The sequence below is a fragment of the Archangium sp. genome (assembly GCF_057119385.1).
This window is the reverse complement of record NZ_DBNGVP010000212.1, coordinates 56087-82233: the sequence shown is the minus strand read 5'-3', so window position 1 is coordinate 82233 and position 26147 is coordinate 56087. Positions and strand designations below refer to the sequence as shown.

The 26147-nt window shown below is 71.4% G+C and carries 23 protein-coding genes; 10 read left to right on the top strand and 13 right to left on the bottom strand.

Features of this window, described 5'->3' with window-relative positions; genetic code table 11:
- Nucleotides 1-3: 3 nt before the first annotated feature.
- Nucleotides 4-3339 (bottom strand): adventurous gliding motility lipoprotein CglD, encoded by a 3336-nt coding sequence (cglD, locus tag AC16DP_RS48410; RefSeq protein WP_329728872.1) that lies wholly within the window; start codon nt 3337-3339, stop codon nt 4-6.
- 236 nt (nt 3340-3575) lie between these two features.
- Here cglD and AC16DP_RS48405 point away from each other — a divergent pair, with 236 nt between their 5' ends.
- Nucleotides 3576-4466: a TIGR02266 family protein gene (locus AC16DP_RS48405; protein ID WP_329728871.1), complete on the top strand. Its 891-nt coding sequence runs from the start codon at nt 3576-3578 to the stop codon at nt 4464-4466.
- 4 nt (nt 4467-4470) lie between these two features.
- Here the strand turns inward: AC16DP_RS48405 and AC16DP_RS48400 are convergent, their stop codons facing one another.
- The 4 genes from AC16DP_RS48400 to AC16DP_RS48385 all read right to left on the bottom strand — a co-directional run bounded on the left by AC16DP_RS48400 (nt 4471) and on the right by AC16DP_RS48385 (nt 11410).
- Entirely contained in the window at nt 4471-8256 is a 3786-nt protein-coding gene (locus AC16DP_RS48400; RefSeq protein WP_329728870.1) for an AAA family ATPase, read from the bottom strand.
- On the bottom strand, nt 8253-9497 hold the full coding sequence (locus AC16DP_RS48395) for an exonuclease SbcCD subunit D C-terminal domain-containing protein (RefSeq protein WP_329728869.1): 1245 nt from the start codon (nt 9495-9497) through the stop codon (nt 8253-8255). The genes AC16DP_RS48400 and AC16DP_RS48395 overlap by 4 nt, the downstream gene beginning before the upstream one ends.
- Nucleotides 9498-9811: 314 nt before the next feature.
- Nucleotides 9812-10603 carry a PhzF family phenazine biosynthesis protein gene (locus AC16DP_RS48390; RefSeq protein ID WP_329728868.1) on the bottom strand — a complete coding sequence of 264 codons (792 nt, stop codon included), beginning with the start codon at nt 10601-10603 and terminating at the stop codon, nt 9812-9814.
- A gap of 15 nt (nt 10604-10618) precedes the next feature.
- Entirely contained in the window at nt 10619-11410 is a 792-nt protein-coding gene (locus AC16DP_RS48385) for an SDR family oxidoreductase (protein ID WP_329728867.1), read from the bottom strand.
- Nucleotides 11411-11697: 287 nt separating this feature from the next.
- Between AC16DP_RS48385 and AC16DP_RS48380 the strand changes: the two genes are divergently transcribed.
- Nucleotides 11698-12411 (top strand): YqiA/YcfP family alpha/beta fold hydrolase, encoded by a 714-nt coding sequence (locus tag AC16DP_RS48380; RefSeq protein WP_329728866.1) that lies wholly within the window; start codon nt 11698-11700, stop codon nt 12409-12411.
- On the opposite strand, the gene AC16DP_RS48375 is transcribed toward AC16DP_RS48380, so the two are convergent.
- The 5 genes from AC16DP_RS48375 to AC16DP_RS48355 all read right to left on the bottom strand — a co-directional run bounded on the left by AC16DP_RS48375 (nt 12405) and on the right by AC16DP_RS48355 (nt 16497).
- Entirely contained in the window at nt 12405-14249 is a 1845-nt protein-coding gene (locus AC16DP_RS48375; RefSeq protein WP_329728865.1) for a hypothetical protein, read from the bottom strand. The genes AC16DP_RS48380 and AC16DP_RS48375 overlap by 7 nt on opposite strands.
- Entirely contained in the window at nt 14250-15296 is a 1047-nt protein-coding gene (locus AC16DP_RS48370; protein WP_329728864.1) for a prepilin-type N-terminal cleavage/methylation domain-containing protein, read from the bottom strand.
- Nucleotides 15290-15694: a type IV pilus modification PilV family protein gene (locus AC16DP_RS48365; RefSeq protein WP_329728863.1), complete on the bottom strand. Its 405-nt coding sequence runs from the start codon at nt 15692-15694 to the stop codon at nt 15290-15292. The genes AC16DP_RS48370 and AC16DP_RS48365 overlap by 7 nt, the downstream gene beginning before the upstream one ends.
- The gene (locus tag AC16DP_RS48360) at nt 15691-16224 is read right to left on the bottom strand and encodes a prepilin-type N-terminal cleavage/methylation domain-containing protein (protein WP_329728862.1); all 534 of its coding nucleotides are present in this window, start codon (nt 16222-16224) and stop codon (nt 15691-15693) included. Before AC16DP_RS48360 ends, AC16DP_RS48365 begins: the two co-directional genes overlap by 4 nt.
- Nucleotides 16225-16305: 81 nt before the next feature.
- The gene (locus tag AC16DP_RS48355; protein WP_414640716.1) at nt 16306-16497 is read right to left on the bottom strand and encodes a hypothetical protein; all 192 of its coding nucleotides are present in this window, start codon (nt 16495-16497) and stop codon (nt 16306-16308) included.
- Here AC16DP_RS48355 and AC16DP_RS48350 point away from each other — a divergent pair.
- The 6 genes from AC16DP_RS48350 to AC16DP_RS48325 all read left to right on the top strand — a co-directional run bounded on the left by AC16DP_RS48350 (nt 16439) and on the right by AC16DP_RS48325 (nt 21110).
- Nucleotides 16439-17008, top strand: a complete 570-nt coding sequence (locus AC16DP_RS48350; RefSeq protein WP_414640715.1) for a metallophosphoesterase — start codon at nt 16439-16441, stop codon at nt 17006-17008. The genes AC16DP_RS48355 and AC16DP_RS48350 overlap by 59 nt on opposite strands.
- A gap of 75 nt (nt 17009-17083) precedes the next feature.
- Nucleotides 17084-18106, top strand: a complete 1023-nt coding sequence (locus AC16DP_RS48345; protein WP_329728861.1) for an alpha/beta hydrolase family protein — start codon at nt 17084-17086, stop codon at nt 18104-18106.
- A 52-nt stretch (nt 18107-18158) separates the two neighbouring features.
- Entirely contained in the window at nt 18159-18746 is a 588-nt protein-coding gene (locus AC16DP_RS48340) for a hypothetical protein (protein ID WP_329728860.1), read from the top strand.
- A gap of 12 nt (nt 18747-18758) precedes the next feature.
- Nucleotides 18759-19841, top strand: a complete 1083-nt coding sequence (locus AC16DP_RS48335; RefSeq protein ID WP_329728859.1) for a D-alanine--D-alanine ligase family protein — start codon at nt 18759-18761, stop codon at nt 19839-19841.
- Between the two features lie 25 nt (nt 19842-19866).
- Nucleotides 19867-20973, top strand: a complete 1107-nt coding sequence (locus tag AC16DP_RS48330) for an aminotransferase class I/II-fold pyridoxal phosphate-dependent enzyme (protein ID WP_329728858.1) — start codon at nt 19867-19869, stop codon at nt 20971-20973.
- Entirely contained in the window at nt 20928-21110 is a 183-nt protein-coding gene (locus tag AC16DP_RS48325; RefSeq protein WP_329728857.1) for a hypothetical protein, read from the top strand. The genes AC16DP_RS48330 and AC16DP_RS48325 overlap by 46 nt, the downstream gene beginning before the upstream one ends.
- A gap of 4 nt (nt 21111-21114) precedes the next feature.
- Here AC16DP_RS48325 and AC16DP_RS48320 read toward each other — a convergent pair whose 3' ends face one another.
- Nucleotides 21115-21357 (bottom strand): hypothetical protein, encoded by a 243-nt coding sequence (locus tag AC16DP_RS48320; protein WP_329728856.1) that lies wholly within the window; start codon nt 21355-21357, stop codon nt 21115-21117.
- Nucleotides 21358-21452: 95 nt separating this feature from the next.
- Here AC16DP_RS48320 and AC16DP_RS48315 point away from each other — a divergent pair, with 95 nt between their 5' ends.
- Nucleotides 21453-23525 carry a neutral/alkaline ceramidase gene (locus AC16DP_RS48315; protein ID WP_329728855.1) on the top strand — a complete coding sequence of 691 codons (2073 nt, stop codon included), beginning with the start codon at nt 21453-21455 and terminating at the stop codon, nt 23523-23525.
- Nucleotides 23526-23535: 10 nt separating this feature from the next.
- Here AC16DP_RS48315 and sitI6 read toward each other — a convergent pair whose 3' ends face one another.
- Nucleotides 23536-24258 carry a SitI6 family double-CXXCG motif immunity protein gene (sitI6, locus tag AC16DP_RS48310; protein WP_329728854.1) on the bottom strand — a complete coding sequence of 241 codons (723 nt, stop codon included), beginning with the start codon at nt 24256-24258 and terminating at the stop codon, nt 23536-23538.
- 25 nt (nt 24259-24283) lie between these two features.
- Entirely contained in the window at nt 24284-24442 is a 159-nt protein-coding gene (locus AC16DP_RS48305) for a hypothetical protein (RefSeq protein ID WP_329728853.1), read from the bottom strand.
- 154 nt (nt 24443-24596) lie between these two features.
- On the opposite strand from AC16DP_RS48305, the gene AC16DP_RS48300 reads away from it, so the two are divergent.
- Nucleotides 24597-26132, top strand: coding sequence for an FAD-binding oxidoreductase (locus AC16DP_RS48300; RefSeq protein ID WP_329728852.1), 1536 nt, complete (start codon nt 24597-24599; stop codon nt 26130-26132).
- Nucleotides 26133-26147: the final 15 nt, after the last annotated feature.

The following is a 26147-nucleotide window of genomic DNA, read 5'->3' as shown; positions in this document are numbered from 1 at the left end:
CGCTCAGTTCAGCTTGGGCTCACACCGGCACATGCTCTGCCGGCACTCCGTCCCCGCCGGGCAGCTGCCGCCGCAGTTGGCCTTGCAGATACAGGCGCAGGCGTTGGCGTCGGCCTGGTAGGTGGGGCCGCAGTTGAGCGCCGCTGTGTCGCAGACGCACGCGCAGGCCGCCGCGTCGAACTTGAAGCCCGGCGCGCACGTGGCGCTCGCCACGCACTGGCAGCTGCACGTGGAGGTGTTGCACGTCTGGTAGCCGCCGCACGTGCCACCGCAGTCCGCCGTGCAGCCGAAGGCGCACACGTCCTTGCTGGTGTTGCACACCTGGCCCGGCGAGCCCCCACCGCCGCAATCCGCGGGGCACTCGCACCGGTTCGTCTGCCGGTTGCACGTGAGGTTGCCCTTGCAGAAGTCCGGCGCGGACGGGTCGTAGTAGCCCGTGTCCGTCGAGCAGGGCGGCGGGTTGCCGTCCTGGTTGGGCGTGAGGTCGCTCCAGTAGCGGTAGGAGATGGCGGCCTTCGTCGCCCCCGCCGAGGCCGGACGGCACGCGCCGTAGAAGGACAGCGCCCGGCTGATGCCGTCCACGTCGAAGCCGTTCGTCCGGCCGCGGGGCAGGTCGTTCGCCGAGCACGCCGCGGGGTTCTGCACCGACTCCAGCGACACCCGCACCGAGGCGCCAATGGGCGGCTTGAGCGTCCGGTAGCCCGTGGAGGCGATGACGCTGTCCACGATGGTGTTGATGGCGTTCTGGATGGACGTGGTGCTGCGGATGCTGCCCACGATGCCGCCGGTGGCCTGGATGACGTCCAGGTGCCGCGGGTTGGCCGCGGGCTCGCCCGGGTAGCAGTCACCGCCGGCCGGGTCACAGATGATGCCGTGCATCTGGATGAGGCTGCCCGTGGGGTTGGCCCCCTTGAAGTAGTCGATGTACGTGCTCACCGGGACGGTGTCCGGCTGGTCGCGCACGTCCGTGAGGAGGATGACCACGAGCCGGGCCCCCGGGCGGTACTTCTTGTCCGCGGGCGTGCTGGCGTTGGTCATGTAGTCCACCGCCACGCGCGCGCCCTCCAGGGAGCGCTCCTCGCTGGCGCCGTCGATGCCCACCCAGCAGTACTGCTTGGGGTCCGGGCACGTGGCGCCCTGCTGCAGCCACGCCTTGAACTGGTCGATGTTGCGCGTGAAGCCGCGGAACACGTTGCGGTTGGGCCACGTGTAGTCCGGCTGGGTGTACGAGGTGGTCACCATGGAGATGCGCCAGTCGAGCTGCGAGTTGCCCAGCCGGTTGGTCATGGCCGTGGCGGCATCGCCCAGGGCGCCCTGCGACGTCTGCATGGAGCCGCTGTCGTCCACCACGAAGAGGAAGTCGGCCATGCCGTTGCCCGTGGTGAAGGTCTCGCACTGCACCGCGTCCGCGTCACCGAACTGCGCCAGCGCCGTGCCGCCCGCGGTGTCGCCCATGACGAAGAGGCCCGGGTCCCTGTAGAGGCTCGCCGGGGTGATGGCCAGCACCACCAGCACGCTCGCGTTGGAGCGGTGGACGTACTGCGCCTGAATCTTGTACCCGCCGCTCACGCCCGAGCCGCCGGTGAGCGTCCCGGCGCCCGTGCCGACGAGCTGGTTGGCCACCGCGTTGGCGTAGTCGCGCAGGTTGGTGGTCGCGCTCTGGTCGTAGAAGGCCTGCAGCGCGGGGTGACCGTCCCACGTGGTGAAGGTCTGCGTGGTGCCCGCCGCCACCGACGGGGAGAACTGGCCGCGCACGAACAGCTCGTCTCCCACCACGGTGGTGGATGAGCCCGCCTGGCCCCGCTTGTAGGCGATGAAGGCCACCTTGTTCGTGTCGTCGTAGCCCATGAAGCCCCGGCTCTTGCCGCCCACCTGAATCTGCTTCACCTCCGTGAACGAGGGCCGGAGCGCCAGACGGATGTCACCACCGCTGTCCTCCCGGAAGGAAACCTGCCGCAGGTTGCCCACCGCGCAGGCCTGGCCGGCCGGCGTGTTCCCGGCACCATCGGCGCGGTCGCGGGGATCCAGCTCGCCCGGATCCTTCTGGCCATTCTGGTTGGAGTCCTCGGCACCGTCGACGATGCCGTCCCCATCCGAGTCGGGGTTGAGCGGATCCGTGGTGGTGGCCGGGTTCGCGTCACCCGGGTAGCCGCAGGTGGTGATGGGCGCCGAGCCCGCGGGAATGCCCCGCTCCACGCCATCCAACAGGCCGTCCCCGTCCGTATCGCGCTTGGAGGGATCCGTCTCGCCCAGGTCGCGCAGACCGTTGGCGTTGGTGTCCTCGCCCTTGAAGATGCCCTGGTCCGGGCCGTCGAGCAGTCCATCGCAGTCCGTGTCCTTCACGCGCGGATCGCTCTCGTTGGAGTCCACCAGGCCGTTGTGGTTGTGGTCCTCCAGGCCATCCGTCAGGCCATCTCCGTCCGTGTCCGGATTGCGGAGGTCGGTCTCCGTCGCATCCCAGACGCCGTTGCCGTTGGTGTCCTCGATTTCATCCGGCAGGCCGTCTCCATCCGTGTCCTGGGAGTTGGTCCTGCCGCCGCAGTCGGAGCCATTCTTCGGGTCCGTCTCACCCGGATCCACCACGCCGTTGGCGTTGCGGTCCTCGGCGCCGTCCATGCACGAGTCCCCGTCGGTGTCCGCCTTGAGGGCGTTCGTCTTGGTGACATTCAGCTCGATGGAGTCCGAGAGGCCATCCGCGTCCGTGTCGCGCTTGCGCGGATCCGTCTCGCCGAAGTCCACCACGGTGTTCTGGTTGGCGTCCTCCACGCCGTCCTTCAGCCCATCCCCATCCATGTCGGGGTTGACCGGATCCGTCTCGCCCGCTTCCAGCTTGCCGTTGTAGTTGCGGTCCTCCAGGCCATCCTTCAGCCCATCACCGTCCGAGTCCGCGACGGTCGGATTCATCCGGGACGCCCGGGACGGGTCCGCGTTCGGGATGAAGAGGGCCTGGCACTCCGCGCTCTTGTTGACGGTGGTGGTGCGGCCCAGCTCGACACCATCGCGGATGCCATCGCCGTCGGTGTCCCACTTGCTCGGGTTTGTCCTCAGGCCACCGGGATAGACGTTGCCGTACTCCTCCGCGTCCGTGAGGCCATCACAGTCGGTGTCGATCGACGTGTTGGTGGGCTCGAGCGGGCCCGGAGGCTCTCCGAACGGATCCTCCGCCGTGGGCAGCTCCGGGGGAGGCGGCGGAGGGGGCGGGGGCGGCGGAGGCGTGGTGCCAGGCCCGTCGGTTCCACCACCCGGGGTGTCGGGACCAACACCACCGGTATTTCCACAGCCAGAGACAAGCGCGACCACGAGCAGCGCGGCCGCGAGGAATCGGGATTGGGTACTCATGTCAATCAGCACCGGGCGGAAGAAGGGGGGGTGAAAAAAAATCAGTCCGCCAACGTGGGAATGCAGTCCTCCGTTGCCCAGGTGGGTGTCTAGGCGCAGGGAGCCGCACTGCCCGAGGCAGGACGGAATGCATCCAGGCAGCCCACACAATTGCGCCCGCCCTCTCTCTGGGCGTTCAGTGGTGGACACACGATGATTGACCCACCCGAGGGCGGGCTCGGCTATTGTCCGTCGACGTGCCTGTGTTCGGTCTCGCGGCGTTGTGGAATGGCTCGGCCCGTGCGGAACGGGTGAGAGAGCTGGTGGAGGGGCTGGGGGCGTTGCTGCCCCCGCCGAAACCGCCAGGCATCGTCGTGGCCTTGCGGGAAGCGGAAGCCACCCTGGAGCTGAAGTTGGAGGCGCCCAGCTACCCGCGCACCGCCCTGGAGGAGCTGAGCCAGCAGGTGCACCAGAGTGGTGGCACCCTGGTGGAGCTGTGGCGCCTGCCCAAGGCGGCCCGCGACGCGTTCCGCAACGACTCGCTCACCGGCCCGGACACCCACGAGCTGGAGGACTACGAGGCCGCGGCCATCGTCCTGCACGGCCACCTGCAGCAGCTCGCCGTGCGCGAGCCCGTGCCCGAGGGGCCGCCCCCGGGGCCCGCCTCCGTCCCCATCGACTTCTTCGCCAGCGGGGGCAACGCCGCGGCCACGCCCGCGCCGGCCGAGGCTCCGGAAGCCACCCCGCCCGAGGCCGCGGCCGCCCAGTCCGCTCCGGTGCCCGAGACGGCCCAGGAGACCCCCCGCGCCTACGAGACGTTCGACACGCAGCGCCAGGGGCGCCGCTTCGCGGTGAAGCTGGAGATGGTGTTCCGCACGGAGCTGGACTTCGTGCGGGAGCACGCGACGAACATCTCCAACGGTGGCCTCTTCGTGCGCACGGCGCACCGGCCTCCCGTGGACAGCGTGGTGACGGTGCAGGTGAAGCTGCCCAACGGCGAGCGCCTGCAGGGAGACGCCCTGGTGGTGCACGTGGTGGACGACCCGTACAAGGGCGGCGTGGGGCTCGCCTTCCTCAACGACGACCCCACCTTCGCCGAGACGCTGGACCGGTACCTGGCGAGCCTCGCCAGCACCCCGGCGAGCTGACGCCCTACCCCACCGACGCCGTGGGCCGGGGCTCGGGAGCCGGCGGGGCCAGGAGTCCCGGCTCGCCCACCACGACGAGCCGGCTGCGTCCGGCGCCCTGCTTCACCACGCGCACCTGCGCGCCGATGCGCTCGGCGAGCCCGGACACGTGGGAGATGATGCCCACCTGCCGGCCGGTGGCCTGGAGCGCGTCGAGCGTGGCCAGGGCCATCTCCAGCGTCTCCGGGTCCAGGGTGCCGAAGCCCTCGTCGATGAAGAGCGTCTCCACCTGCGTCGTCTCCGAGGAGAGCGAGGCGAGCCCCAGGGCGAGCGCCAGGGAGACGAGGAAGCTCTCCCCGCCCGAGAGGCTGGACACGCCCCGCACCTCGTCGCCCATGTCCCCGTCCACCACCTGCAAATCGAGGTCGTACCCGGGCACGCGCATGAGGCGGTAGCGCGGGGCGAGCTCCTCGAGGTGCGCGTTGGCGTAGTACAGGAGCGAGTCCAGGGTGAGGCTCTGGGCGAACACCTTGAACTTGCGGCCATCGTGCGAGCCGATGAGCTCGCTGAGGGTGCGCCACACACCGCTGGCGCGCTGCTTCTCCTCGAGGAGCCGGGCCTGCTCGCCCTGGCGGCGGCGGGCCTCGTCATCCTGGTCGAGCCGGGCCTTCAACGTGGCGGCGGCCTGACGCCGGGCCTCGGTGTCCGCGCGGGCCCGCTCACAGGCGGCCGGAGCGTCCGCCTCGGGGATGGAGGGGAGACCGGAGGCCTCGTGCCGGGTGCGCTGCGACTGGCGCTCCGACAGCACGGCCAGCGCATGCGCATGGGCCTGACGCAGCGCCGACAGCGCACGCTCCTCGGCCTCGCACCAGGCGGCATCCCGCGCGAGCAGCAGACGCACGGCCTCCAACGTGAGGCTCCGCGCCGACAGCAGCGCGGAGAGCGCCGCCTCGGCCTCGGCCCTGGCCGTGCCCGAGGAGGCATGGGTCCGCACCGCGTCCTCGACACGCGCGGCCGCGGCGGCGGCCTCCCGCTTCACCTTCTCGGCCCGGGTACGCACGGACTCGGAGGCCTGGGACGCCTCCTTCAACTCCCGGTGGAGTCCCTCCCGCACCTCGGCGGTGGGACGTCCGCCGAGCAACGCCCCGCGCGCGGCCTGCTTCTCCCGCAGCGCCTCCTGGGCCCCGGAGAGCGCCTGGGCGCAGCTCTCGGTGAGGGCGTGCTGCACTCCGGCCGCCGTCTCCGCGGGGGTCCGCTTGTCCCTGGCCTGGGCGACGCGCGCCTCCGCCTCCTTCGAGGCCTGCTCGCGGGTGTTCCACTCCGCCACCCGCTTCGCGCAATGCGCACGGAAGTCGGCCGGCTTCGCGGACAGCGACTCCTGCCAGCGCGGCAGCTCCTGGAAGGGCACCGCCAGCACCTCCAGCACCTCCTGGCGGACGCGCGCGGCCTGCTCCACATCGCGCCCGGCGGCGGCCTCGGCGTCCGTGTTCTGGCGCAGCGCCTCCTCCGCCTCACGCACGGCCTTCTCCACCCCCTCCTGGCGCTCGAGCGCGGCGGTGAGCACCGTGCGGGCCTCCTTCGCCACACGCTCCAGCTTCTCCGCCGCTTCCTCCGCGGCATTCAGCTCGGCCTGCAGCGCCTTCACCGTCGACAGCTCCGTCTCCAGCCAGGCTTCGAGTCCCTCGGCCTCCACGTCCTCGGGAGGCAACGCACCCGAGAGCTTCGCGCGGGCCTCGCTCCAGGCGGCGCGCTGTTGCACCCGCCGCTGCGCCGCGGCCGCCCCACGAGCCTCCGCCTGCGCCGCGCGAGGGCCCGCCGCCGCCGCCCGGGCACTGGCCTCGGCCTCCGCCCGGGTCACCTCCGCGGCCTCCCCTTCCAGCTGCTCCACCCGCGCCCGCGCCTTCGTGGCGAGCCCCTCCAGCGCGCTCCCCGTCTGCCGGTAGGGATGCTCGGTGGCACCACAGAGGGGACAGGGCTGGCCTGCCCGCAGCTCCGCCCGGTGCTCCGCGAGATCCAACGTCGCCCGCGCCTCCACCAGGGCCCGGCGAGCCTCCTTCAGCGAGGCCTCCCGCTCGATGCGGCGCACCTTCGCGGCCTCGGCCTCGGCCGTCGCGGACGCCTGCTCCGCCCGGGCCTCGCGGGCCTCCCCGGCCGACTCCTGCTCCGCCCGGGCCGCCTCGCTCGCGCCCTTGCGCGCGTCCGTCAAGGCCCGCAGCCCCTCCTGCCGGGACTGCAACTCCACACGGCGGGCCCGCCGCTCCGCACCGGCCTCCTTGCCCTGGGCGGCCTCGGCGCTGGCCACCCGGGCCTTCGCCTCCTCCAGGGCCGCTTCCGCCTCGCGCTTCTCCTGTCCACGGCGCTCGGCTTCCGCCCGCAGCGCTCCGGCCCGCGACTTCACCTGCTCGAGGGCGGTGCGCGCCTTCGCCTCGTCCTGGGCCGCGCGGCCGTAGCGGAGCAGCTCCGCCTCCCACCGGGGCCACTCGCGCGCCATCGCCTCCAGGCGCTTGTTCTCGACGAGCCAGGCCTCCGCCGCCTTCTGCTCCGCGCGCGCGGCCTCCTCCTCGCGGGCCACCCGCGCCAGCGCTTCCTGGGCCACGCGCTCGGACTCGCGGGCGGCATCCAGCTTGCGCGCGGCCTCCTGCTCATCGCTCCGCGCCCGCGCCAGCTCCGAGTCCAGCTTCAGCGCCTCTTCCAGCGCCGGGCGCGCGGCCACCTCCGCCGCCTCCGCCGCGCTCCGCCGCGCCTCCGCCTTCGCCCACGCCTCCTCGCACACCCGCGCCGAGGCCTGTGCCGCTTCCGCCTCCGAGCGCCGCGCCGTCAGCGCCGCTTCCGCCTCCGCGAGCCCCCGGGACGCCTCGTCCACCCGGCTCAGCGGGGCCCGCAGCACCTCCGCCGCGCGCACCCGCTCCAGCTCCGCCTTCCGGGGCTCCGCGGCCTCCAACGCCTGGGCCGCGCGCTGGCGCGACTGCTCCGCCTCGGCCTCCTGCGCCACCCGCCGCGCCCGCTCCGTGTACCAGTGCAGGGCCTGCTCGGCCCTCGCCTGCACCTCCCGCGCCTCGCCCAGCGCCGCTTCCTCCCGCGTGCGCTGTGCCTCCACCGCCGCCCGGTCCTCGTCGGACAGCCGGGCGATGGCCGCCACGCCCTGCTCCAGCTTGGACAGCTCCTCCTGCACCTCCTTGTGGCGCTGGTGCGCGGCCATGGACACCCGGCTGTACACCTCCGTGCCCGTCATCCGCTCCAGCAGCTCCGCGCGCTCGTTGGCGTCCGCGCGCAGGAAGGCGGCGAACTCGCCCTGCGCCAGCAGCGCCGAGCGCCGGAACTGGTCGAAGGACAGGCCCAGCCGCTCTTCAATCGCCTTGAGCACCTCGGACCTGGTGCGCCCGAACTGCTGCTGGCTGGCCACGTCGGTGAGGCTCATCTCCTGCGGCCGGAAGCGGCCCTCGGCGAGCTTGCGCGCCCGCCACACGGACCAGCGCGCGCGGTAGCGCCGGCCGTCCTTGCCCAGGAAGTCCACCTCGGCGAAGCCCTCGCCCGCTCCGCGCCGCAGCATGCCGCGCACGTCGTTGGCCATCAGCCGCGCGTCCGCGTCCTCGTCGGCGCGCCCCACGGGCACACCGCCGCGCTCGCCCAGGCGAGGGGTGCGGTCGAAGAGGGCCAGGCACATGGCGTCCAGCAGCGTGCTCTTGCCCGCGCCCGTGGCACCGGTGATGGCGAACAGCCCCATCTTGTCGAGCGGCGGTTGATCCAACTCCAGCGCGAAGTCACCCGCGAGGCTCGTCAGGTTGCAGCCACGAATGGCGAGAATCCTCATGACGCGTCCTCCTGCACCTGGGTGAGCAGCGAGTGGAAGGCCTCGAGCAGCGCGGGCTCCAGGGGCTCCGTGTAGTCGCGCGCGTAGCGGGCGCGGAAGACGTCCTCGGGCGTGCGCTCCTTGAGGGAGACGCCCGGCCGCGCGTCCGCGAGCGTGTGGCCACTGCCGGTATAGGCGGGGGTGAGCTTCACCAACCGCGCGGCCTTGCCCTCGAGCGCGGCCTCCACCCGGCGGCGCAGCGCGAGCTCGGGGCGGGGCAGCGCGACGCACACCTCCAGGTAGGGGCGCCGCCAGTCGGGCGTGTCCGCGTCCAGCTCGGGCAGGGCCTCCAACATCCGCACCACGTCATCCAACGTGGCCGCGTCGCGCTTGGGGACGCGCTCGATCTCCACCCGGCGCGGCACGTGCAACGGGCGCACGGTGGACAGTTGCGCGCCGTCCAACTCCACCAGCAGCACCTGGTGCGCGTAGCTGGCCTCGGAGAGCGACAGGGGAATGGGCGAGCCGCTGTAGCGCACGCCCTCGCGTCCGCCCACGCGCTGCGCCTTGTGCAGGTGCCCGAGCGCCGCGTACGCCACGTCCTCGGGGAAGAGGTCCACCGGGAGCGCGTGCTGGTTGCCCCCGAGAATCTTGCGCTCGCTGAGCGCGGACAGCTCGGTGCCCACCATGTAGCAGTGACCCATGGCCACGAGCGCCTGGCCCGGCTTGCGCTTCACCCGCGCGCCCTCCAGCACCTCGGCGTACACGGAGCGCACGCCCGCGATGAGCTTGTCTCCCGCTTCCTCGGAGACGAGCGGGAGATCCGCGGGGCGCAGGTACGGCACGGCCGCCACCCACGCGCCCACCTTGCCCTGCGCGTTCTTCAGCGGCACCAGCAGGCGCTCGAGGTCCATCGCGCCCCGGGCCTTGGGCAGCCCGCCCACCACGCGCACATCGAGCGCGGCGAAGAGCGGGTCCGGTGCATCCAACCGGGCCGCCGAGTCATGGTTGCCACCGATGACGACGACGTCGAGCTTGGGGCAGCGGATGCGGGCCTGGGCGACGAAGCGGTACCAGGCGGCCTGGGCCTCGGCGCTGGGGTTGGCGGTGTCGAAGATGTCACCGGCCACCAGGAGCGCATCCACCTCGTGGGCCTCGAGCGTGTCGAGCAGCCACTCGAGGAAGGCCGCGTGCTCGGCCTCGCGCGAGGTGTCGTACAGCGTGTGCCCCAGGTGCCAGTCCGACGTGTGCAGCAGGCGCATCCGTGCGATCCCCTCCTGATATCCGCCGCGAGGGGTGGGGTGGGTCCCCGCCCTGCTCGCACGTTCAGGCGGCGCGCAGTGTGCCCGCTGGGGGGCGCGGCGCCAATCCCGGGCGTACACCTACATGGCGGATCCGTCGGCGGCCGGGGCTGACACCGGCATCCGGTAAAAAGTACGGACCGGAACCAGCTCAAGGCATGTCACCCGTCACCGGTGACCCGTGGATGGGCCACCCTCCATTTCACTTCTACGCGCGTAGAAGTGGATGGGCCGCCCTCCGTTTCACTTCTACGTGCGTAGAAGTGGATGGAGTCTCACAGCGAGATGTGGCCCTCGAGGTACAGCACGGCCTGGCCGGAGATGCCCACGCGCTCGCCGCGGTCCTCGCACTGGAGCACGCCGCCCCGGTGGGAAATCTGGTGCGCCAGCAGCTGCCGCTTGCCCAGCTTCTGCGCCCAGTAGGGCACCAGCGTGCAGTGCGCCGAGCCCGTCACCGGATCCTCCGGCACCCCCACCCGCGGCGCGAAGAAGCGCGAGACGAAGTCCGCCTCCGAGCCCCTCGCCGTCGCCGTCACCGCGAAGTACTCCAGCTGCGCCAGCTTCGCCATGTCCGGCGCCAACGCCCTCACCTGCTCCTCGGTGTCGAAGACGGCGAGCAGGTCCCTCGACAGCAGCGTCTCCCGCGGCTCGGCGCCCAGGGCCTCCACCAGCCCCTCCGGCAACGCACACGGCTCCGGCGGCCGCGAGGGGAAGTCCATCTCCATCCACTCCCCCTCCTGCTGCGTCACCACCAGCGGCCCCGAGCGCGAGTTGAACTGCGCCCGCTCCAGTCCCGGCGCCAGCCGCGTGAAGAGGATGTAGGCCGCCGCCAGCGTGGCGTGTCCGCACAGGTCCACCTCCTGCAACGGAGTGAACCAGCGGATCTGCCAGCCGCGGACCTCGTCGCGCAGCACGAAGGCCGTCTCGGAGAGGTTGTTCTCCGCGGCGATCGCCTGGAGCACCTCGTCCGGCAGCCACGCGTCGAGCGGGCACACCGCGGCGGGGTTGCCGCCGAAGACCTGGGAGGAGAAGGCATCGACCTGGTAGAGGCGCAGGCGGGTGGGCATGGATGACCTCTTCCTTTACTTGCTGGACTGGGTGAGAGCGCTGGCGAACTGCATGGCGTAGTTCACCTCCAGGCCCCCATCCACCACCAGCGTCTGGCCGTTCACGTAGGAGGAACCCTCGGAGCACAGCCATTCAATCGTCTTGGCGATCTCATCCGCGCTGGCCACGTAGCCCACGGGCACGCTGTCCTTCACCTTGGTCTCCAACACCTCCCAGGCCTCGCCCATGTAGAAGCGGCTGGAGTCGGTGTCGATGTAGCCCGGGTTGATGGCGTTGACGCGCACGCCGGAGGACGCCAGCTCGGCGGCCAGGTACTTCACCAGAATCTCCATGGCGCCCTTCATCGCCCCGAGGAAGCCATGGAAGGGCAGCGGCATGCGCGAGTCCATGCCGGACACCGCCACGATGCGGCCCTTGCGGCCCTCCATCAGCGGCACCGCGCGCTGGGCGGCCAGCAGGAAGCTCTTCACCGTCACGTTGAAGGTCTTGTCCATCTGGTGCAGCTTCATCTGCATCAGCGGCGTGAAGGCGGTGGAGGCGGCGTTGGCCACGAAGACGTCCAGCCCGCCGAACTCCTGCTGCACCAAATCGAAGGCGGCGTGGAGGCTGGCCGGCTCGAGCTGATCCGCGATGACGGTGCGGCAGCGGCGGCCGAGCGCCTCCACTTCCCGGGTGAGCTCGGCGGCGGCTTCGGCATCGCGCCGGTAGGTGGAGACGATGTCGTAGCCCGCCTTCGCGAGCCGCACGGAGAGGGCGCGGCCCACGCCTCGCGAGCCACCGGTGATGAGCGCCACGGGTGCAGTCATATGCCCCACGGCATACCACCATCCGGCCGGGGTGCGCGCCTCCCCACCCTCGGCGAGGTGTCCTGCTTCCGAACACCCTACCCACTCCACGTGTCCCATTCCGGGACAGGGCCGCGCAGGGCGGATTTCCAGAGGGAATCCCAGAGGTTGGCCTCCGGCGTGCATGAGCGCTTTACAAAGCCCCGGCGCCACCCTGTGCCAGGTGCTGTCCCTGACGCGAGCTGGAGGGCCCCGGGTTTCCCACCAACCCGGGGCCCTCATCCTTCCGGGCGGTAGAGTGCGCCGCCATGAGCACCCCCCCTGCCCCCACCTCCCCCGCCGGCCCGCGCTGGCTCTACCTGCACGGCTTCGCCTCGGGGCCCCAGTCCGCCAAGGGCGTGGCGCTCGCCGAGCACTACGCGCGCCAGGGCATCCACCTGGAGCGGTTGAACCTGCGGCAGCCCTCGCTCGAGCACCTGAGCCTGAGCGCGATGATGCGCACGGTGCGCGACGCCATTGGCGGCGAGAGAGACAGGGCCATCGTCTTCGGCTCCAGCCTGGGCGGGCTGACGGCCTGCCGCGTGGCGGAGGAGGACGCGCGGGTGTGCGCGCTGGTGCTGCTGGCCCCCGCCCTGCGCTCCCCGGAGCAGATGCGGCGCAACGTGGGCGAGGAAGGCCTGCGCCGCTGGCGGGAGACGGGCTGGCTGGAGACGCAGGACTACGCGGAGAAGCGGCAGACGCGCGTGCACTTCGGACTCATCCACGACCTCGACACCGTCGACAACCGCTCGGGCGGCTGGCCGGACGTGCGCGTGCCCACGCTCCTCATCCACGGACGCCAGGACACGACGACGCTCCTCCGCTACTCGCGCGAGTGGGCGCACGGCAAGCGCCATGTCCGGCTCGTCGAGGTGGACGATGGCCACGAGCTGGTGCAGTCACTCGGCCGCATCGCCGCCGAGGCGGATGACTTCCTGCGCCCCTTCCTCGTCCCGGCGGAAGGGGCGGCGGGGCCTCAGTAGGAGGACTCGCTCCACTCGAGCACGGCGGCGGGCCGGCCCGAGGGGATGGGCGGTGGCGCCGTCACCTCGATGGTGGCGTTGCCCTTCAGGGTGACGGCGTTGGGACCGGGGACGAGCCCGGAGCAGGCTCCCGCGTTCTCCACCACGAGTTGCCCCGTCAGGTGGTTGTTGGAGCCCATGTAGAACTGCTCGTGGACGAGCAGGGCCGCGCTCTCGCCACACGTGTCGACGAAGGTATTTCCCTGCCAGACCTTCATGTCGCGGCCGGCGAGCAGGGCGACCCCCGTGGGGAGGGCGGGACGCAGGCTCAGCTCGGCTTGAATGTCCATGTTCCCCTGGGCCAGGACGGAGGCAGTCCAGCCGGACACATGGGCCGCACAGGCTGGCGAGTTGCCCGTGAACTCCACGTTGCCCTCCACCATCCAGACCCCACGCGGGAGCAATGCGCCTGTCGACTGGAAGCTCCCGTTGAAGGACGCATCCTTGCTCCACTTGCCGGGCGACGGCTCCGGGTAGAGACCACTGCTCGGGTCGCAGCCACTCACGATGGAAGCGAAGGCCGGGCTGCTCGTCTTCCAGATCAACGGACCCGAGGTGCCACACGGCGTCCAAGCATCGGGGTCGGGCTTCGTCAGCAGAATCGGGTCATCGGCCTTGCGGACCTCCTTGGTCTTGGCGCCCGAGCAGGTCGAGGCATCGTAGACACTCTTCCAGCATTTGCCGCAGGGCTCCGTGGTGGTCGACTCCTCCCCGGGATGGAAGATGCGGGGGCACGACTGGGGCTTCGCGCAGCCGGGCTTCGAGTAGTTCCACATGAACACCTGCGCCCCGCCCAGCTCACGCAGGTAGTAGAAGGGCGTGCATTTGCCGCCGGAGCAGCCCGGAGGCGCATTGAGGCTGCTCCACACCCTCACGGGCGGAGGCTGGGGCACGGGAGCGCCGGGGATGCACTGGCTCGACGAGCCTCCCCCCGTGGCGGAGCAGACGTCCCCCCCCGACTGCGCCACACAGGTGGTGTTGGCATCGCACTTCTGTTTCGCCGGCGGGCCCCCCGTGCATCCCGTACCGCAGATGCAGCCGGTGCCAGAAATGTCTCCCGAGGAGAAGATGTCGCCATGGGCGCCGCACACGTGCGAGGCACCGTCCATGTCGATGGTGCCTCCGGCGATGATGCCCGCCGCGGGCTGCGGCCCGACGCGCACGCGCAGCACCTTGCGCGCCTGGGCGGTGGCCGGGTCCGTGCCCGGGTAGAGGCCCACCACGGTGATGATGATCGTCTGATCCCTGTCCCGCACCGGGTTGCTCTTGCCCGGCGCCAGGCCATCCCCTTCCGTGCAGCCGAGCCCGGGGTTGTTGGAGGTGGCGGCCTCGGGGGCGGGTGAATCCCCGTCGTCGTCGTTGTCGTCGAAGCGCACCAGGTACGCGCCATCCTCATGGGGGACGAGGCGGAAGCGCTTGCCCGTGCCCGGCAGTTCCACCTCCTGGGCGCCGGGATCATCGAAGAGGGGCAGGTGGTCATCCTCCTGCCCGGCCCCGAGCGCGGGGAGCAGGATGCACTCGGTGTTCAGCTTCGGGTCCAACGCCCGGTCCAGGTCCACGTCCCTGGCGAGCAGGGCGGCCAGGTACGCGCGGGAGCGCTCCACGCCGAGCTCGGCGAGCGCCAGCGCGCGCGCGTCGTGACGCACGAGGCTCGCGCTGCGCCGCTCGTCCTCCCCGAGCTGCATCGTCGTGGCGACCACCAGGGTCATCGCGGCCAGGACGAGGAGGAGGGCCAGCAGCGTGAAGCCGGCGCGCTCCCCTCGCGGGACTGCTCTCGCGCTACACACGGGCGGACGCATTCATTGCCTCAGGGTGATGGAGAGGGAAGCGGAGTGGCGCAGCACCTCGCCATCCGGCAGCGGGCGCTCGAGGTCGAGCTCGATGTCCACCCGGCGGATGCTGCGCAGGTCGGTCTCGTCCGTCACGGGAACGGGGAGCAGGGTTCCACTGGCGCTCCAGTAGGTGAAGCGCAGGCCGTTGGCGGCCACACTCGAGCTCAGCGCCTCCCAGCCCGTGGCGTTGGTGGCGAAGACGTCCGGACAGCTCAGCTCGAAGGGGCCACCCGGCGAGGAGAAGAGGCTGCCCCAGCACTGGTTGCGCCGCACCTGGCCGGCGTCGAGCGTGTAGTAGACGCGGTCCGGCGTGGAGACGAAGCCCCGGTTGGCGCCGGAGAGGAAGTCCGGTGGGGGGGCCTGATCGAGGACGATCGTCTTGCGGCCCCCGGGGACCTCGGCATGGAGCGACGATTGAATCTGCCGCTCCATCCAGCCCCCCTTCGCGTTGGCCACGATGATGACCTCGTTGCCCTGGTAGCGGTTGAGGCCCCAGGGGCAGGTGGGCGACGCGTCCTCGCTCGCGCAGTCGTCGAGGCCCGCGTCCGGGGCGAAGAGCAGGCTCTCCTCGCTGGAGGAGCAGTGGGACGGGGCGGAGGAGATGTCGCAGCCGCCGTTGAGCTCGTTGAGCAGGGCAATCCCATTCGCGGGGAGCCCCGTGGTCTGGTCATCCGCGAGCTGCGAGTACCCATTGAAGTTCGAACCCCGCCGGGGCAGGTCCGCGAGGAAGCCGAGCCGGTTCTCCTCGGCGACCAGGAAGGTGGGCGGGAAGAGCTCGGCGGAGCCATCGACGCGCGCATGGCGGGGGCATCCCAGCCCGGCCTGCCGCAGCTCCGCGCCCAGCTGCCCCAGCACGAGCGCGGCGCTCCGCTTCATCTCCGCGAGCTCCACCTGCCGGCGGTGCAGGACGGTGGTGCGGGCGAAGGCGGCGAACGCCACGGCCAGCACGACGAGCGCCACCGCACCGCCCACCAGCAGTTCGATGAGCGTGAAGCCCCGGCGCCCCTTCACCATCGTAGCGCCTCCAGGGACAGCGAGCTGCCGCGGTAGTCCATCCGGACCACGGCCCTCTTGTAGAACAGGGGGCCGGTGACGGTGGTGTCCACGAGCGAGTCCGTCACCTCCGTCACGGTGACGGTGCACGTCCACCCGGTGGGCAGCGGCACCAGCAGCGCCTGGCAGGGCTTGGGGCCTCCGGCCACCCAGGCCGAGGCCGAGGAAGGCTGCGCGCGCATCCACTCGAGCTGCTCGGTGACCCGCTGCGCCGCGTCCTGATCCGCCACGGCCCGGCCCACGTCCTCGCCGCCCCGCGACAAGGCGCCGAACACCCCCACGAGGGCGAGCATCATCACCACCCCACCCACCAGCGCCTCGGCGAGCACGTACCCGCGCCTGTGCTTCGCTCCACTCATGGGCACACCTCCGACGAGGGCTCGTCCCTCACGCACACCGGGCCGTTGACCGCCAGCAGGACGGACAGCTCCTCGCCCCCGGACGTCACCCGCAGCTTCGCGGGCGTCTTCGTCATGTCCTCCGTGTGCAGCCGGCCGTTGGGCCGCCACACCGCCTCCACTCCGGGCTCCACCCGCACCGTCGTCAGCGAGGGCATGGGAATCCACTCGACGGGCTGCAGTTGCGCCAGGGGGGTGGGGTTCTCGCAGTCGGCGGTCGGACGGCGCGACAGGCGCAGCCGGTTGCCCGGAGCCCCGGCGATCACCGGGGTGTCGTCCTGGTAGACGTCCAGGTGGAAGCACCGCCCCGAGTCCCGGGCGAAGAGCCGGGCCCGCGCCGCCCCCGCGGCGACCAGCTCCGCGGCCTGCCGGCGGCGATAGCGCCCGTTGAGGGGCCCGAGCGATACGATCGCCAGGCCCGTGAACAGGCCCAGCAACGCCACCGTCACGAGCACCTCGGTCAATGTGAATCCGCGTGGCTTCCGTGGCATGAGGGGTGCAGGCATCGTAACGCTCCCGGGCCCGTCCAAAATATCAGAACGTGGGAGAAGACCCCACAGAACGTACATCGCTCACGCGAAAAACGGGGTTTGGGGACCCGGAACGGGGCCCCGGAGGGCCGGCTTCACCCTCAGCGACTGCACGACGGCCCTGCAGAAGACGTGGCTGGCCCAGGACCTGGCCGCCACGAGCCGCCCCTGGAAGGTGGTCTTCTTGCACCACCCGCCCTGGTCCAGCGGCGAGCACCCGTCGAGCACGGCCATGCGCCGCGACTTCTCCCCCCTCTTCGAGCAGTACGGGGTGGACCTGGTCCTCACCGGCCATGACCACAACTACGAGCGCACCAAACCGATGAAGGGCGACGCGGTGGCGCCCGCGGGCACGCGTGGCATCCCCTACCTGGTGGTGGGCAGCGGCGACGCGACCCTGCGCCCCTTCCCCGGCGCCCAGCCGGACTGGACGGCCTTCCGCGACAACACCCACGTGGGCTACCTGGATGTGGTGGTGGACGGCGGCACGCTGACCACGAAGTTCATCACCTCGAGCGGCACCGTGCGCGACAGCCTCACGCTGACGAAGACGCTGCCCGCCGCGGTGGCCGCGCCCTCCGGTGTCTCGGCGATGTCCGCGGACGCCCCCCAGGGCCCCACGTACGACCCCAAGCAACTGCCCGAGTTCCTGCGCGACCAGAAGCCGGTGCCCCCGGCCGACACGCTGGAGTCCGTGGCGGACGCGCCCGAGCCGGTGCCCGCCACCGCCCTCGAGCAGCGGTAACCCGGTACTTCCGGTTGGAATGCCGCCCGGACGCGGCGAGGATGCCGGGCGGCATTCCCCGGGAGTCCCAAGAGAATGAATCGCATGCACTGGTTGGACGCGCTCGCCGCGAGATTCACCGTGGCGCGCCAGCCCCGCTTCTTCGAGGACGGCTGGGGCTCCAACGCGCTGTTGGAGAAGCTCACCCGGGGCCCCCAGGGCTTCGCCTTCCCCGAGCTGTCCGAGGTGACGGTGCGCCCGGCCCGGCGCGAGGGGCACCTGCTCGTGCAGGAGGGCCGCTTCCCCAGCCCCGCCGCCGTGGGCTCGCTGCCCGAGGCCTGCCGGGAGGCGCGCTTCCAGCTGCTGCTGCCCCATGACGCGGGCCCCCGTCCGCCGGTGTGCGTCTTCCTGGCCGCTTCCGGGGACGAGGGCTTCGGCCTGCGCCGCTTCATCGCGAAGGAGCTGGCCCGCGAGGGCGTGGGCGCGCTGCTGCTGGAGAATCCCTACTACGGTTCGCGCCGCCCGCCCGGACAGAAGGGCCCGGCGGTGCGCACGGTGGTGGACCTGCTGCTCATGTTCCGCGCCACGGCGGTGGAGGCGACGGCGGTGCTCGGATGGCTGCTGGCCACGGGCCACCCCAAGGTGGGCATCTCCGGCTACAGCATGGGGGGCAGCATCGCCGCCTATGCCGCCGCCATGTTCCCCCTGCCCGCGGCCGTCATTCCCCTGGCGGCGGCGCACTCGTCGGCGCCCGTCTTCACCGAGGGCGTGCTGTCCGCCGTCCCCGACTGGGAGGCGCTGGGCCGCACCACCGGTGGCCCCGAGGCGGCGCGCCAGCGGCTGGCCGAGCTGCTCTCGGCGGCGGCCACCACCGCGCTGCCGCCCCTGGCCCACCCGCGCCGCGCCATCCTCCTGGCCGCGCGCCGGGATGGCTTCGTCCCCTCCGCCTCCACCCTGCGCCTGCTGCAGCACTGGCGCGGGGCGGAGCTGCGCTACCTGACGGGGGGACACATCAGCGCCTTCTTCACCGGGAGGAGCGCCATCATCCAGGCCATCCTCGACGCCTTCTCCCGCATCGAGCCCCTCCAGCTTCCCCCCGAGGAGCAGCCGCCCGCGTGAGCACCCACGGGTGGGCTGGCCGGTGGCGCATGGCCTGACGTACGCTCGGCGCATGGTCCGCTCTCCCCTTCCGCTCGTCGCGCTCATGGGTGCCATGGGCTGCACCCAGGACGCTTCCGCCCCGGGCGAAGCGCCGGACGAGGACGGCCCGACGCTCATCCAGCGGCTGAAGGGAGAGGACACGAGCAAGGGCTCCAGCGTCCGGGGGCTGTCGCCCGAGGAGCGCGCGAGCCTCTTCCCGCGGCCCATCCCCGCCCCCGAGGGCTGGCAGGCCCGGGCGGACGCGTCCGTCGAGCCCGAGGACGCGGGAAGCGCCTCCGAGGACTACGCGGAGCAGCGCCGTCAACTCTACGCGCAGCGCATGCAGCAGTTGCAGGAGGACGCGGCGCTGCGGGACGCGGGCATCGAGAGGACACTCGAGGAGCGGGCGGCGGACGAGGCCCTGGCGATGGGCCCGGTGCCCAAGGACATCGCGGGCCAGCGCCGCCAGCAGCTCGCCAAGGAGCGGCTGGAGACGGAGCGGTTCCGCAGGTTCGGCAAGGGCGGCGGCATCAAGCGCGGTGAGATGCTCCACGTCATCCGCGACACCGACGGCGGCACCGGCACGGACGGCGGCACCCGGGCCGCGCTCAAGCAGTAGGGGGAGCGCGCCATGTCTCCCCCGAGCCCTCCGCTGCGCGTGGCCTACGACGTGGAGGCCGCCACCGTCCTCACGCGCCACAATCCGCTCCACCCGTACGCGCCGGACCTCGAGCGGCTGAAGCAGAACTCCGATGCCTTCCCGCTCGCCAGGGCGCTCACCCAGGCGGGCCGCCCGGCCACTCCGCTGGCGCTGGACGCGAACGCACTCGAGTCCCTGCACGCCCTGGCCCGAGAGCGTCCGCCGCTCGTCTTCAACCTGTGTGACACGCTCGGCGGCGAGGGCGCACCGGCACTGCTGGTGCCCACCGTGCTCGACGCGCTGGCCATTCCGTATACGGGCGCGGACGCGAAGGGTCTGGCCCTCACGAAGAGCAAGCATGCCCTCAAGGCGCTGCTGGCGAGCGAGGGCGTGCCCACGCCGCGCTTCCAGTGCATCCACGACGCGGCGGAGACGGAGGGCTTCACGCTGACGCTGGAGCCTCCCGTCGTCCTCAAGCCCTGCGGGGAGCACGCCTCCATCGGCCTGGAGGCGGCGAGCGTGGCGTGGAACGACGCCGAGGTCCGGGCGCGGGCGCGGCACCTGCTCGGCCGTTTCGGCGGCCCGGTGCTGGTGGAGGAGTACGTGGAGGGCCGCGAGTTCTACGTGTCGGTGGCGGGAGACCCGCTCCGGGCGCTGCCGGTGATGGAGCAGACCTTCGGGGACCTGCCCGAGGGCTACCTGCGGATGCGCACCTTCGACACGAAGTGGTTCACGGCGCCGGGCCTGTCCGGAGACACACCGCTGCTCGAGCGGGACGCGCGGTGGAGCAGGCCGGTGCCCCGGCGGCAACCGGCCTCACCGTGGCGCCGCCGCGAGACGGTGGAGGAGCTGTGCGTGAGGGCCTTCGGGCTCGCGGGAGGCCGGGACTGGGGCCGGGTGGAGTTCCGGCTGGAGGCGGGCGGAGTCCCCCTGCTCATTGACATCACCCCCAACTCGTACCTGGCCCCGAGCGCCCCCTGCGTGCTGGCCGCGAAGGAGGCGGGCCTGACCTACGCGGCCTTTCTCGGCCTCATCATCGACGGAGCCCTGGGCCGGGCGCGGCGTCAGGGCTGATGTCATAACGGGCCCGGAGGATTTCATGAGCGACGTCTTCGACCAGGCCATCGACCGGGTGCTGAGCCGGAAGAACCGCGAGGTGTACGAGCTGCTGCAGCGCAGTGGCCTGTACGACAACGTGGCCACGGCCATCCGGGGCCGGAAGGTGCGGGTGCGGGGGAAGTGGCTGACGGACTTCGCCTCGTGCAACTACCTGGGGCTGGACCTGAGGCCCGAGGTGATGGAGGCCATCGGCCCGGCGGTGCGCGAGTGGGGCACGCACCCCTCCTGGGCGCGCATGTGCTGCAGCCCCGAGCTGTACGAGCGGCTGGAGGCGGAGCTCGCCGCGCTGCTGGGCACGGAGGACGCGCTGGTGCTGCCCACCATCAGCCTCATTGGCATTGGCCTCATCCCGGCGCTCACGGGCAAGGGGGCGGCCATCTTCGCGGACAAGGTGGTGCACAAGGTCAACCATGACGGCTGCCGGCTGGCGCGGGACATGGGGGCCACGCTCACCAGCTTCCGCCATGAGGACCTCTCGACGCTGGAGGCGGGGCTGGCGGCGCACGCGGGCGCCACGGTGCGGCTGGTGGTGGTGGACGGGGTGCTGTCCACCACGGGGCGGTTGCCGGAGCTGGGGCGCATCCTGGAGATCGCCCGCGCGCACGACGCCATCGTCTACGTGGACGACGCGCACGGCTTCGGTGTGCTGGGAGAGAGCCCCTCGCCCGAGCACCCGTACGGCCGCAAGGGCAACGGCGTCATCCGCCACCTGGGGCTCACCTACGACAACGTCCTCTACGTGTCGGGGCTGTCCAAGGCCTACTCGTCGCTGGCGGCCTTCATCGGCTGCCCGAGGAAGCTCAAGCCCTTCCTCAAGTGCAACGTGACGAGCTACCTGGTGTGTCGGGGCCTGTGCCCACGGCCTCGCTGGCCACGGCGCTGGCCGGGCTGGAGCTCAACGCCCGCGAGGGCGACACGTGGCGCCGCACCCTCCACGAGTACACGCGCGCCATCCTCGACACCTACCGCGAGCGGGGCATTCCCACGGACAACGACACGGCGTTCCCCATCGTCAGCGCCTACGTGGGGAGCGCGGAGAACGTGGAGCGCGGCGGGCAGCTGCTCTTCGAGGAGGGCATCAACGTGACGCTGCAGGGCTACCCGCTGGTGCCGCGAGACAAGGGCGTGCTGCGTGCCACGCCCACCGTGGCCAACACCTGGGACGAGGTGGAGCAGCTCATCACCGCCGTGGGCCGCGTGCACCGGACGCTGATGGCCCGGTAACGGCTCAGTAGAAGACGCGGGTGGAGAAGATGAGCCGCACGGCGGTGTCCCCGGCGCAGTCCTCGTTCTCCCGCCGCCCGAAGAGCAGCTCCGCGCCGAACGTGACGGAGCGCACCGGCGTCACGAGCAGGTTGCCGGAGAGGCGGAAGTCACCGCCGCTGGAGCCCTCGCCGTAGAAGTCCGCGGAGATGTGGCCGATGAGCGGCCAGCGCTCGCGGGCCGGAGGCGGCTTCATTGTCGCGGACAAAACCCTCCCCTTCGACGCACCGCACCAATCGAAGAGGGCGGCAACCGGGGCAGACTCCCGCCGACAATCTCCGAATCCCAACACAGGAGCCCCCCATGCAACGACGTCTCTTCACATCCCCCCGCCTGCTGGCAGCCGTGGTGCTCGCGCTCGCCCTGGGTGCCTGCGACACGCAGTCACCGGACGAGGACTCCCTCTCCACGCGGAGCGCCGCGCTCGCCGACCCGTGCTCGGCCAACCAGAGCTTCCAGATTGGCGCGGGCATCCATGACATCACCGGCCCGGCGGCGGAGATCGGCATGATGGGCTACGCCATGGTGGACCAGAAGACGGCGGGCATCCACCAGCGCCTGCGCTCGCGCGCCTTCGTCATCGCCTCGCCCTGCAACGGCAAGCGCGCGGTGTTCGTGAGCGCGGACCTGGGCCAGGTCTTCCAGGGTGTGCGGCAGCAGGTGGTGGAGAAGCTGCGCGCCCGGTACGGCACCCTCTACACGGACGACAACGTGCTGCTGAGCGCCACGCACACGCACTCGGGGCCCGGTGGGCACTCGCACTACGCGCTCTACAACCTCACCATCCTCGGCTACGACAAGCAGGGCTTCGACGCCATCGTGGACGGCATCTTCCAGTCCATCGTCCGCGCCCACGACAACCTGGCGCCCGGCACCATCCGCGTCGCCTCCGGAGACCTGCTCGACGCGAGCATCAACCGCTCCCCCGAGGCCTACCTGCGCAACCCGGCCACCGAGCGTGCGCAGTACAGCTACGACACGGACAAGCGCATGACGCTGCTGCGGCTGCGAGGGGATGACGGGAGCGAGGTGGGCCTCATCAACTGGTTCGCCGTGCACGCCACGTCCATGGGCAACGACAACCTGCTCATCAGCGGCGACAACAAGGGCTACGCCTCCTACCTCTTCGAGAAGCTCAAGGGGACGAGCTACACCGCGCAGCGCACCTTCGTGGCGGCCTTCGCGCAGAGCAACGAGGGCGACGTGACGCCCAACATCTACGGTGGCACCAACGGCGGCGGCGCCAACGACTTCGAGAGCACGGAGCTCTCCGCGCGCAAGCAGTACAACCTGGCGAAGACGCTCTATGACACGGCCTCGGCGCCGCTGACGGGCGGGGTGGACTTCCGGCACGCGTACGTGGCGATGGACTCGGTGCAGGTGGCGCCCGCGTACACGGATGGCGTGTGGCGCACCACCTGCGAGGCGGCCATTGGCGACTCCATGCTGGCGGGCGCCGAGGACGGCCCGGGCTACGGCTACGAGGGCTCCACCTGCGAGAGCCTCGACGACGCGTGGAGCGTCTTCAACTGCGCCCTCTCCGCCACGCCGTGCCAGGGGGAGAAGCCCATCGTCCTGGAGATGGGCACCCTGACGCCCTACCCGTGGACGCCCGAGGTGCTGCCGTTGCAGGTGGTGCGGCTGGGCAACGTGGCGCTGGTGGGGCTGCCCTTCGAGCCCACCACCATGGCGGGGCGGCGGGTGCGGCAGCAGGTGCTCGCGCAGCTGTCCTCCGTGGGGGTGGACCAGGTGCTCATCGCCGGCCTGTCCAACGCCTACGCGGGCTACCTGGCCACGCGCGAGGAGTACGCGAAGCAGGACTACGAGGGCGCCTCCACGCACTTCGGCCCGTGGACGCTCGCGGCGGTGCAGCAGGAGGTGGACAAGCTGGCGGTGGCCCTGCGCACGGGCGCCACGGTAGCCACGGGCCCCACGCCGAGAGACCTGCGCAACAACCAGTCCACGGTGCAGACGGGCGTGGTGTACGACGACAAGCCGCTGCTGGTGAGCTTCGGCAGCGTGGTGACGAACGCGCTCGCCAGCTACACGCGGGGCCAGACGGTGAGCGTGAAGTTCTGGGGTGGCCACCCGAAGAACAACCTCCGCCGCCAGGGCAGCTTCCTGCAGGTGCAGCGCAAGTCGGGCACCTCGTGGGTGACGGTGGCCAACGACTGGGACTGGGAGACGAAGTACCGCTGGCAGCGCTACGACTGCGCTCCCACCTTCGGCTGCTCGCACGTCACCACCGAGTGGACGATTCCGGCGGACACGGTGCCGGGCACCTACCGCATCCGCCATGACGGCGACTGGAAGTCCGGCTGGGACGGGCTCATCCGCGCCTACAGCGGCACGTCGCGCGAGTTCACCGTGAACTGAGCCGCACGCGTCAGCGGACCTCCAGCTCCTGGAAGATCACCCCATCCAGTTCCAGGCGCCGCACCGTCTCCACGAAGCGCTCATTGGCGACGATGAGCGTCGCCCCCTGCCTCAAACGGAAGAGGTCGGGCTCCGGGGGAAGCGAGGCGGCGTCGAGGATGATGGGGTCCGGACAGGTGAGGAAGTCATTCCCGCAGGTGGGGCATGGGGGCCGGAGGTCTGGCGGCAGGCAGTCGGGGTGGAGCTGGCCATGCAGTTCCATCTGCATCTCGAGCAACGTGGGGGCATGTTTGGTGCGGAAGCGGATGCGAGTGGGGCACCCCTGCAAACCCCGCACGCCCGCTTCCCGCAAGCGCTCCAACGCCTCACGGCGCAGACACAGCGCCCAGGGCATATACAGGTCCAGCTGGCCGAAGTAGCCCACCCCGGTGCCTTCCAGGGGCCCGAACAGTGTTCCTGGCTCCAGCATCGCGTCCTTGGGGACCAACGGGCGCACCACCTCCCGCAGCCGCTTGATCTCCTCGAGTGGAACGGGCCAGGGATCGGACAGCTTCTTCAACTCGTGCGGTGGCAGGCTGGACAGGTCCACGCACGGGTATTCGAGGCCCGCCCCCGCCCCTCCGCATCTGCATGTCGGGCAGGGCTCCAGACCGGGTAACCCCAACCTGTGCGCGGCGTTCAGATAACCCGTGTAGCGCGGCGAAGGGTCTCGCTCGAGTCGATAGAACTTCATGCGTTCGTGTCTCCATCCTCGGCGGTCACGGAGCGAGGAGTTGGGGGCCTGGTGGGGAAACCGTGGCGCCCTGCTCCGCGCGCTCCCGCTCACGCACCGCGGGTGAAGCCGTGGCGCACGCGGCCAGCAGGAGCGCGGAGAGCAACAGCGACAGCAGGGAACGGAGCGGGAGGAGTCTGTTCATCCCCTGCCCTTGTATCAATGACGCGGAGACACCGCGACGCACTCGTAGCCCATGCGGCCCCTCTCGCAGCGTCTGGCATACTGGGGCACGTGAGAGCCCATCACCGGAAGCCAGGCCCCCCGCCCTCGTTCCCCTCTCCGTCCGGGAGGCGCCCATGAGCGCGCGGGAGTCCGCCCTGGCCGCATGGCGCTCCGCGCTGGGCGAAGAGCACGTCGTCACCGAGCCGGAGGCGCTCGCGGCCGCGGAGACGGCCACCTTCGCCACCACCCAGCGCATCCCCGCCATCCTCCGCCCGGCGAGCACCGCCGAGGTCCAGGCCTGTCTGCGCATCGCCCAGGAGCACCGCGTCCCCGTCTACCCGGTGAGCACCGGACGCAACTGGGGCTACGGCTCGCGCGTGCCGCCCCGGGACGGCAGCGTGTTGATGGAGCTGGGCCGGATGAACCGCATCCTCGCCCACGACGAGAAGCTCGCGTACCTCACCGTGGAGCCCGGCGTCACCTTCCGCCAGGCCCATGCGTGGCTGCGGGCCCAGGGCTCGCGGACCTTCATCACCTCCATTGGCGGCTCTCCGGACGCGAGCATGGTGGGCAACGCGCTCGAGCGCGGGGACGGGCGCGGGCCACACGCGGACATCTTCCAACACGTGTGTGCCCTGGAGGTGGTGCTTCCCACGGGCGAGCGGGTGGAGACGGGGCTGGCGCGCTTCCCGGGCGCCCGGGCCGCCCCCGTGTTCCGCTGGGGCGTGGGCCCCTCGCTGGACGGGCTCTTCAGCCAGTCCTCGCTGGGCGTGGTGACGCGCATGACGTTCTGGCTCGCGCGCAAACAGCCCTACCTGCGCGAGTTCTTCATCTCCGTGGACGAGGACGCGCAGCTCTTCGAGCGGCTGGACAGGCTCCAGGAGCTCGCGCTGGACGGCACGCTGCGCAGCAGCTTCTTCTTCTGGAACGACATCAAGGCGCTCAGCATCGCGCAGCAGTACCCGTATGCCGCCACCCGTGGGCGCACGCCCCTGCCCGCCTTCCTCCTGGACCAGTTCCGCGAGGGCTTCGGCCGCTGGGCCATCAGCGGGGCCCTCCACGCTCCGGACGTGGACATGGGCGCGGTGCTGGAGCGGAGGCTGGCCGCCGCGCTCGAGGGACTGCCGCGTCCGCTGCGCCTCTCGCCTCCCCCCGTGGACGGAGAAAGCCCCTTCCAGGGCGTCCCCACGGACATCAACCTGTCCATGACTTACTGGCGCAAGCGCACGCCCAGGCCGGACGAGCCCCACCCGGACCGGGACCGCTGCGGCTTCATCTGGTGCTCGGTGGCCCTGCCCTTCACCGGCGAGGAGGCCTGGCGCGCCGTGGCCATCGCGGACCGCCTCCCGCGCATGTTCGGCTTCGAGCCCAACCTGGCACTGCTCGCCCACTCCGCCCGCTGCCTGTACCTCGTGGTGGCCCTCGCCTTTGATCGCGACAAGCGCGGCGAGGACGAGCGCGCCCTGGCCTGCTACCGGGCGCTGGCACGCGAACTGACCACCGCCGGCTACTACCCCACCCGGCTGGGCCTCCAGTCCGCGGAGGACTCCCTGCCCACGGGGGATGACTCGCTCGCGCTCCTGCGGCGGCTGAAGCGGGCCGTTGATCCCGCCGGAATCCTGGCCCCGGGGCGCTATGTGCCCGGAATCCCTGGGGAGGACCCGGAATAGCCCCGGGAAGATCCA

What these genes read in the sequence shown, in the direction of transcription:
- cglD (WP_329728872.1), bottom strand. Translation starts at nt 3,339, where the DNA reads ATGAGTACCCAATCCCGATTCCTCGCGGCCGCGCTGCTCGTGGTCGCG.
- AC16DP_RS48400 (WP_329728870.1), bottom strand. Translation starts at nt 8,256, where the DNA reads ATGAGGATTCTCGCCATTCGTGGCTGCAACCTGACGAGCCTCGCGGGT.
- AC16DP_RS48395 (WP_329728869.1), bottom strand. Translation starts at nt 9,497, where the DNA reads ATGCGCCTGCTGCACACGTCGGACTGGCACCTGGGGCACACGCTGTAC.
- AC16DP_RS48390 (WP_329728868.1), bottom strand. Translation starts at nt 10,603, where the DNA reads ATGCCCACCCGCCTGCGCCTCTACCAGGTCGATGCCTTCTCCTCCCAG.
- AC16DP_RS48385 (WP_329728867.1), bottom strand. Translation starts at nt 11,410, where the DNA reads ATGACTGCACCCGTGGCGCTCATCACCGGTGGCTCGCGAGGCGTGGGC.
- AC16DP_RS48380 (WP_329728866.1), top strand. Translation starts at nt 11,698, where the DNA reads ATGAGCACCCCCCCTGCCCCCACCTCCCCCGCCGGCCCGCGCTGGCTC.
- AC16DP_RS48375 (WP_329728865.1), bottom strand. Translation starts at nt 14,249, where the DNA reads ATGCGTCCGCCCGTGTGTAGCGCGAGAGCAGTCCCGCGAGGGGAGCGC.
- AC16DP_RS48370 (WP_329728864.1), bottom strand. Translation starts at nt 15,296, where the DNA reads ATGGTGAAGGGGCGCCGGGGCTTCACGCTCATCGAACTGCTGGTGGGC.
- AC16DP_RS48365 (WP_329728863.1), bottom strand. Translation starts at nt 15,694, where the DNA reads ATGAGTGGAGCGAAGCACAGGCGCGGGTACGTGCTCGCCGAGGCGCTG.
- AC16DP_RS48360 (WP_329728862.1), bottom strand. Translation starts at nt 16,224, where the DNA reads ATGCCACGGAAGCCACGCGGATTCACATTGACCGAGGTGCTCGTGACG.
- AC16DP_RS48355 (WP_414640716.1), bottom strand. Translation starts at nt 16,497, where the DNA reads ATGGCCGTGCTCGACGGGTGCTCGCCGCTGGACCAGGGCGGGTGGTGC.
- AC16DP_RS48345 (WP_329728861.1), top strand. Translation starts at nt 17,084, where the DNA reads ATGAATCGCATGCACTGGTTGGACGCGCTCGCCGCGAGATTCACCGTG.
- AC16DP_RS48340 (WP_329728860.1), top strand. Translation starts at nt 18,159, where the DNA reads ATGGTCCGCTCTCCCCTTCCGCTCGTCGCGCTCATGGGTGCCATGGGC.
- AC16DP_RS48335 (WP_329728859.1), top strand. Translation starts at nt 18,759, where the DNA reads ATGTCTCCCCCGAGCCCTCCGCTGCGCGTGGCCTACGACGTGGAGGCC.
- AC16DP_RS48330 (WP_329728858.1), top strand. Translation starts at nt 19,867, where the DNA reads ATGAGCGACGTCTTCGACCAGGCCATCGACCGGGTGCTGAGCCGGAAG.
- AC16DP_RS48315 (WP_329728855.1), top strand. Translation starts at nt 21,453, where the DNA reads ATGCAACGACGTCTCTTCACATCCCCCCGCCTGCTGGCAGCCGTGGTG.
- sitI6 (WP_329728854.1), bottom strand. Translation starts at nt 24,258, where the DNA reads ATGAAGTTCTATCGACTCGAGCGAGACCCTTCGCCGCGCTACACGGGT.
- AC16DP_RS48305 (WP_329728853.1), bottom strand. Translation starts at nt 24,442, where the DNA reads ATGAACAGACTCCTCCCGCTCCGTTCCCTGCTGTCGCTGTTGCTCTCC.
- AC16DP_RS48300 (WP_329728852.1), top strand. Translation starts at nt 24,597, where the DNA reads ATGAGCGCGCGGGAGTCCGCCCTGGCCGCATGGCGCTCCGCGCTGGGC.